Genomic DNA, 4,457 nt, shown 5'->3' with positions numbered 1-4,457 from the left:
GTCGTCGTCGTGGTCGTCGTCCCCACCGTGGTCATCGCCGTCATCGTCGTGGTCGTCATCGTCGTCGTCACGGTCGTCGGCATCGGCACGGTCACCTGCCGTGCGACCCGCCGAGGTGGTGGTGCTCGAGGGGCCGGCGGGCGCCGTGCCGACGATCCGGCGACCAGGGGTCGTGGTGACGCACTCGTCACCGGTGAGCACCGCAGGTGGCTCGCACCCGTCAGCGAGCTGCGTCACCGTCGGTGTGGGCACGGGGGCGACGACGGCCGCGACCGGTGCGACGACGGCATCCTCGCCGGGTGCGGTGGCCGTGTACACCGCGAAGGCCGCGACCGCGCCGAGCAGGGTGCCTGCGGCGATGCTGGTGGAGAGGGACATGGTGGCCTCCGGATCGAGGTGCTGGGGCGAACACCCCGATCGTCGGCGCTGCCCCGTCAAGAGGGCATGGTCACGACGTCAAGCCTTCATCAAGGCTGCCCGGCCACCTCGTTCTCCACGTGCAGGTCGGTTCGCCACGCCGGGTCGGCTCGTTCCCGGTCATGACGCTTCCTTAACACCGCGATGACGTGCGCTTGGCAGCGATGCGGCGACGGTGGGTGCGTGGCGAGCACCACGCCCACCCCTGCACCACCGAGAGGACCACCCCTGTGAGACCACTGCTCAGCCCCACGCAGCGCAACCGCTCACGCGTCGTGCTGACCGTGCTCAGCGGCACCCTCGCTGCCACCGCCGTGGCCGGCACCGGCGTCGCCACGGCCGCGGCAGCCCGCGAGACCGCTCGCGAGGACGCCGCCAAGGCACAGGCCAAGGCGTTGGCCGAGGCGCAGGCTGCCCAGGCCCACCACGAGGCACTGCTCGCCTGGGCGGCTGAGAACCCCGTCGTGGTCACCGTCCCCCGCCCGGTGCGCACCGTCGTCGGCCCCGACGTCATCGTGCGTGCATCGGCGCCGGGAAGCGCCCGGGTCAACGGGTCCTCGGCACCCAGGTCGTCGAAGCGCTCCTCCACGAGCTCCGCGAAAGCCAAGCGCCCCGCTCCTCCCCCGCCACCGCCCGTCGTGAGCGCCGCATCATGACCGCGCGAACGGCATCCACGGACCAGTCCCCGACCCTCGAGACCTCGGCCGGGGCCGCGACCTGGCGTGCGCTCGGCACGTACGTCGACGTGCGGACGACCCCGGATGCCGTTCGCGCCGCCGCCGACATCGCCGTCGACGTGCTCGCGCAGGTCGACGCCGCGTGCAGCCGCTTTCGCCAGGACAGCGACCTCACCCGGGCCAACCAGGCGAGCGGCACCACGGTGCCGGTCTCACCGGTGCTGGCCGCCGCGGTCCGCGTCGCCCTCGAGGCGGCCGAGGACACGGCGGGCATCGTCGACCCCCTGCTCGGCGAGGTGCTGCGTGCGGCAGGCTACGACCGCTCGTTCGAGCTCGTCCCGGCGCAGATCCCAGACCCGGCAGCCCTGCCCCGCGCCCGCGGCAGGTGGCAGGACGTCGAGGTCGGCGAGAGCCACCTGCGTGTCCCGCCCGGATCAGCCCTCGACCTCGGGGCCACGGGCAAGGCCTTCGCCGCCGACCTCGTCGCCCTCACCATCGCCGACGCGCTCGAGGTCCCGGTGCTCGTCAGCCTCGGGGGTGATGTGCGCGTAGCCTCCCCGGGCGACGGTCCCGGGCTCCCCGATGAACACCCGGGCTACACCGTCATCCTCGGCCACACCGTGGCCGACCTCGCCTCGGGCGGCCCGAGTGCCCGGGTGAGCCTCACGCGCGGAGGCCTGGCGACGTCGAGCACCGCGGCGCGGCACTGGCGCCGTGCAGGCCTGACCTGGCACCACCTCGTCGACCCGCGCACCGGCGAGCCCGCGACCGGTCCGTGGCGCACCGTCACCGCGCTGGGCCACACCGCGGCCGCAGCGAACACCGCCAGCACGGCGGCGATCGTCCTCGGCGACACCGCACTGACCTGGCTGTGCGAGCGCGGCGTCGCCGCCCGACTCGTCGACCACGAGGGGCGCGTGACGCGCACCCCGGCGTGGACGGCGTCCGATCTCGAGGAGACCCCATGACCGCCCCCCTGCTCTGGTACCTCAATCGCGGTACCGGCATCGCGCTGCTCGTCGTGTTCAGCGTGACCGTCGTGCTCGGCGTGCTCGCCACCGGCCGCTCGAGCACCCCGCTGTGGCCCCGGTTCGTGACCCAGGGGCTCCACCGCACCCTCGCCGCCTTGTCGGTGCTGCTGCTCGTGGGCCACGCCGTGACCGCGGTCGTCGACGAGTACGTGGACATCCGCTGGTGGCAGGCGTTCGTGCCCTTCGGTGGCACCTACGAGCGCTGGTGGCTCGGCCTGGGGGCCCTCGCCCTCGACGTCACCCTGCTCATCGTCGCGACCTCGCTGGCCCGGGCCCGTATCCCTCACCGCGTGTGGTTCGCCGTGCACCTCACGACGTACGCCGCGTGGGCCGCGGGGGTCGCCCACGGCATCGGCATCGGCACGGATTCGCAGCGGGGCTGGCTGGCCGCGATCACCCTGGGATGCGTCGTCGCCGTCGCGGTCGCCGCGCTCGCCCGGGTCGTCGACGTCGTGCGGTCGCGGCCGCGGAGGTCGGTGGCGCCAGCGCCCTCGACCACGACGCTGGGCGAGCTGTTCCCCGCGACAAGCACCCAGGCCGCCCCCCGCGTGACCTCGGGCGGGGCATCCACCCGTGTCGCGGCACCCACCGGGAGCCGGCGATGATCCGCCCACCCGACGTCGTCGACGTGACACCCGGCCCGATGCTGCTCTCCGGCATCGCGGACGGGCCGAGCCTGGCCGCACACCGCGTGCGCCAAGGCCCCCTGCCCGAGGCGGATGCCGGTGCCCTCCTCGCCGTACTCGCGCCCCTCGCGGTCCGCGGCCGGGGCGGCGCAGGCTTCCCGCTGGCGCGCAAGATCGACACCGTGCTGGCGCACCGCAGTCGGCGCCCCGGCCGGCGCCCGGTCGTCGTCGTCAACGCCGCCGAAGGAGAGCCGGCGAGCGCCAAGGACAGCGCCCTGCTCGACGTCGCCCCCCACCTCGTGCTCGACGGTGCCGTGCTCGCGGCGCGTGCCCTCGGGGCCGGCACCGTGCACCTCGTCACCTCCGTCGACCGCCCCTGGGCCGGGGCTGCGGCGGCCCGAGCCGTCGCGGAACGTGACGACCACGGCATCCGATGGTCCCGGCACGAAGCGCAGGCGCGGTTCGTCTCCGGGCAGGCGCGCGCCGTGCTCGAACTGCTCTCCGGGCGTTCCGGCCTGCCGGTCACTTCGTGGGTCCCGGAGTCCATGTCCGGGCACCGGGGGCGCCCCACCCTGCTCTCCAACGCCGAGTCGTTCGCGCACCTCGCGGCGGCCGTCCATGTCGGGGCCGACAGGTACGCGTCGTACGGCACCCCGCAGGAGCCGGGGACCACGCTGCTCACGCTGACCGAACCGGCGGGTCCCGACGGGTCGTTCGGCGGTTCGTCGGGCGGTTCGGGGCGCGCCGGCGTCGATGGTGTGCCGGTGGTTGGTGTGCGGGTCGTCGAGGTGTGCCACGGCGACGCGGCGTCACAGGTGCTGTCGGCGCAGGCGCTCGCGAACCCGGTGCTCGTCGGCGGCTTCCACGGCGCCTGGCTGAGCCCCCGTGACGTGCCGGCGCTGCGGTGGTCGAACGCCCACCTGAGAGCCCTCGGGGCGTCCCTGGGTGCAGGGTGCGTCATCACGCTGGCGCGGGGCCAGTGCCCCGTCGAGGAGACCGCGCGGATCGTGACCTACCTGGCGGCCGAGTCCGCCGGTCGGTGCGGGCCGTGCTTCAACGGGCTGCCCGCCCTGGCCGACGAGGTGCGTGGGCTGGCCGAGGGCGCCGACACGCGGCGGCGCATCGCCGAGCTCACCGGGCTGGTGCGCGGGCGGGGCGCCTGTGCGCACCCCGATGGCACGGCCCGCATCGTCACCTCGCTGCTCACCACGTTGGACGGCGAGGTTGAGGAACATCTCGACGGCCGGTGCGGATGCCGTGCCCTGAGCACCGTGGGTGCGGCATGAGTGCGGGCGCGGGCGACGTCGTGCTGCGGGTCGACTGGCCCGAGTGCCGGGCACGCGGGCTGTGTGCGGAGCTGCTGCCGGAGCGGATCGTGCTCGACGAGTGGGGCTACCCCGTCGTGCTCGGGCCGGTCAGCCCGGCGCTGCAGGCACTGGCGCGTGAGGCTGCGGACGCCTGCCCACGACGGGCTCTGCACCTGCGCCCTGCCTGACCCCGCCTCCCCCGGCTGGAGAGGCCGGACGTGGTGGGTCGCCAGGGCAGCGGTCGGTCACCAGGGCAGGGGTGCGTCCAGCTCACGGGTGTCGTCGACCGGAGCCCAGCCCTGCTCGGTCAGCTCGTACTCGGCGCCCGGACCGTCGGCGGCCAACGCCGTCACGGCCGCCACCAGCCGGGCCACGTGCTCAGGGGTGCTCGCCAGACCG

The 4,457-nt window shown here is 74.7% G+C and carries 6 protein-coding genes; 5 read left to right on the top strand and 1 reads right to left on the bottom strand.

Annotated features, from left to right (window positions below):
- On the bottom strand, positions 1 to 378 hold a 378-nt coding region (locus tag PLL68_RS11005; RefSeq protein ID WP_324534033.1), incomplete at its 3' end, for a hypothetical protein.
- Between the two features lie 269 nt (positions 379 to 647).
- Between PLL68_RS11005 and PLL68_RS11000 the strand changes: the two genes are divergently transcribed.
- From PLL68_RS11000 to PLL68_RS10980, 5 genes are read left to right on the top strand one after another with little or no spacing between them, the layout of a single operon-like run.
- Positions 648 to 1,073 carry a hypothetical protein gene (locus PLL68_RS11000; RefSeq protein ID WP_324534031.1) on the top strand — a complete coding sequence of 142 codons (426 nt, stop codon included), beginning with the start codon at positions 648 to 650 and terminating at the stop codon, positions 1,071 to 1,073.
- Positions 1,070 to 2,062, top strand: a complete 993-nt coding sequence (locus tag PLL68_RS10995; RefSeq protein WP_324534029.1) for an FAD:protein FMN transferase — start codon at positions 1,070 to 1,072, stop codon at positions 2,060 to 2,062. The genes PLL68_RS11000 and PLL68_RS10995 overlap by 4 nt, the downstream gene beginning before the upstream one ends.
- Entirely contained in the window at positions 2,059 to 2,730 is a 672-nt protein-coding gene (locus tag PLL68_RS10990) for a ferric reductase-like transmembrane domain-containing protein (protein ID WP_324534027.1), read from the top strand. Before PLL68_RS10995 ends, PLL68_RS10990 begins: the two co-directional genes overlap by 4 nt.
- Positions 2,727 to 4,037, top strand: a complete 1,311-nt coding sequence (locus PLL68_RS10985; RefSeq protein ID WP_324534025.1) for an NADH-ubiquinone oxidoreductase-F iron-sulfur binding region domain-containing protein — start codon at positions 2,727 to 2,729, stop codon at positions 4,035 to 4,037. The genes PLL68_RS10990 and PLL68_RS10985 overlap by 4 nt, the downstream gene beginning before the upstream one ends.
- Positions 4,034 to 4,246, top strand: coding sequence for a ferredoxin (locus PLL68_RS10980; protein ID WP_324534024.1), 213 nt, complete (start codon positions 4,034 to 4,036; stop codon positions 4,244 to 4,246). The genes PLL68_RS10985 and PLL68_RS10980 overlap by 4 nt, the downstream gene beginning before the upstream one ends.
- Positions 4,247 to 4,457: the final 211 nt, after the last annotated feature.

The sequence above is a fragment of the Ornithinibacter sp. genome, from assembly GCF_035443565.1.
Taxonomy (GTDB): Bacteria; Actinomycetota; Actinomycetes; order Actinomycetales; family Dermatophilaceae; genus Fodinibacter.
The sequence above is the reverse complement of the archived record's forward strand: the minus strand, read 5'-3'. Positions and strand labels throughout refer to the sequence as shown.

Coding starts and splice junctions, on each gene's coding strand:
- PLL68_RS10985 (WP_324534025.1), top strand. CDS start 2,727: ATGATCCGCCCACCCGACGTCGTCGACGTGACACCCGGCCCGATGCTG.
- PLL68_RS10995 (WP_324534029.1), top strand. CDS start 1,070: ATGACCGCGCGAACGGCATCCACGGACCAGTCCCCGACCCTCGAGACC.
- PLL68_RS10980 (WP_324534024.1), top strand. CDS start 4,034: ATGAGTGCGGGCGCGGGCGACGTCGTGCTGCGGGTCGACTGGCCCGAG.
- PLL68_RS10990 (WP_324534027.1), top strand. CDS start 2,059: ATGACCGCCCCCCTGCTCTGGTACCTCAATCGCGGTACCGGCATCGCG.